Origin of the sequence: Methylobacterium nigriterrae (assembly GCF_037106235.1) — a bacterium.
GTDB lineage: Bacteria > Pseudomonadota > Alphaproteobacteria > Rhizobiales > Beijerinckiaceae > Methylobacterium > Methylobacterium nigriterrae.
On sequence record NZ_JBAWTG010000380.1, the window covers coordinates 1 to 1,286 of the forward strand.

The 1,286-nt window shown below is 64.7% G+C and carries 1 protein-coding gene; it reads left to right on the top strand.

The features are described 5' to 3' along the window. Nucleotides 1-326: 326 nt before the first annotated feature. Nucleotides 327-1,286 (top strand): GAF domain-containing protein (locus WDW90_RS37235; protein ID WP_336492744.1); only part of this gene is annotated, 960 nt, incomplete at its 3' end.

Genomic DNA, 1,286 nt, shown 5'->3' on the forward strand with positions numbered 1-1,286 from the left:
TCCGGCGTGAACGTTCGTTTCGTTGTCCCCATCAGACACCTTCCAGCCCCCATGGGAGCGTAGCAGAGGTGTCCACTCATTCAGAGGAGGATCAGTCTGACCCGCCCTGCGGTCCAATAGGGCTTGATCCAGTGAACCTTAGCAAGGGCGCGGCGCCGCTCGCGGATTGGGCTTTACGAAACGCGTTCCATACTGCGGGCACTGATCGTGCTGCCTCGGCTCACGATGAAGATCATACGGGCCGTGTCGGTCCGCGCGGCGCGGGCCAGACTGCTGACCTGAGCCGCTGAGCAGGGTATTGGATAAGGATTGCCCGATGGCCCTTGATGCCCGATTGGACTGTCCTGAACGCTGTTAACGATCCAAGCCGCCTCGCCGAGCTGGAGGCCTACGGCATTCTCGGCACCCCGGCCGAGGAGGGGTTCGAGGACATCGTGCAGCTTGCCGCCCTGGTGTGCGCGGCCCCAGTCGCATTGGTCAGCTTGGTGGCCGCAAACCGGCAGTGGTTCAAAGCCCGCATCGGGTTCCCAGCCTGCGAAACCGACCTGAACGCATCCGTCTGCGCCTACGCTCTGGCCGAACCGGATCTGCTCGTCATCCCCGATCTCACGCAGGATCCTCGCACCCGCACCAATCCCCTCGTCACAGGCGACCTGCAGATCCGCTTCTATGCGGGTGCGCCGCTGCGCACAGCCAACGGGCTCGTGCTCGGCAGCCTGTGCGTGATCGACCATCACCCACGGTCCGAGGGACTGAATCCTGCGCAGGGCGATGCTCTGCGGCGGTTGGCGCGTCAGGTCATGCTGCTCCTGCGCGAGCGTCGGCAAGTGGTGGCTATGCAGGCCGCCGAGGCACAGGCTCAAGCAGCGGCGACCCGGCGCACCGCTCTGATCGAGCTGGGCGACGTCTTGCGGGACGTTTCAACGGCCGCCGAGATGACGGCCCGAGCCTCTGAGATCGTCGGCCGCACCCTGAATGCCAGCCGAGCCGGCTACGGCGAGACCGACGCCACGGGTGAGTTCATCACGATCATCGAGGAATGGGCGCCGCCTGGTGCAACTAGCCTGATCGGACGCCAGCGCTTCGCCGATTACGGTGACCTTGGCCCGGTGATCGAGCGCGGCGAGATGCTGGTGATCGCTTCCATAACAGACGACCCCCACACCGCTGCCCATCCCGAATCGCTTGTGAACCGCTCCGGGAATTTCGGAGGCTGTTTGGTTTGGATCAGGCAGCCAAGGCTCGGACCTCGGCTTGTGCATAGTAGCGTGCTTCGGCCTCGGCGG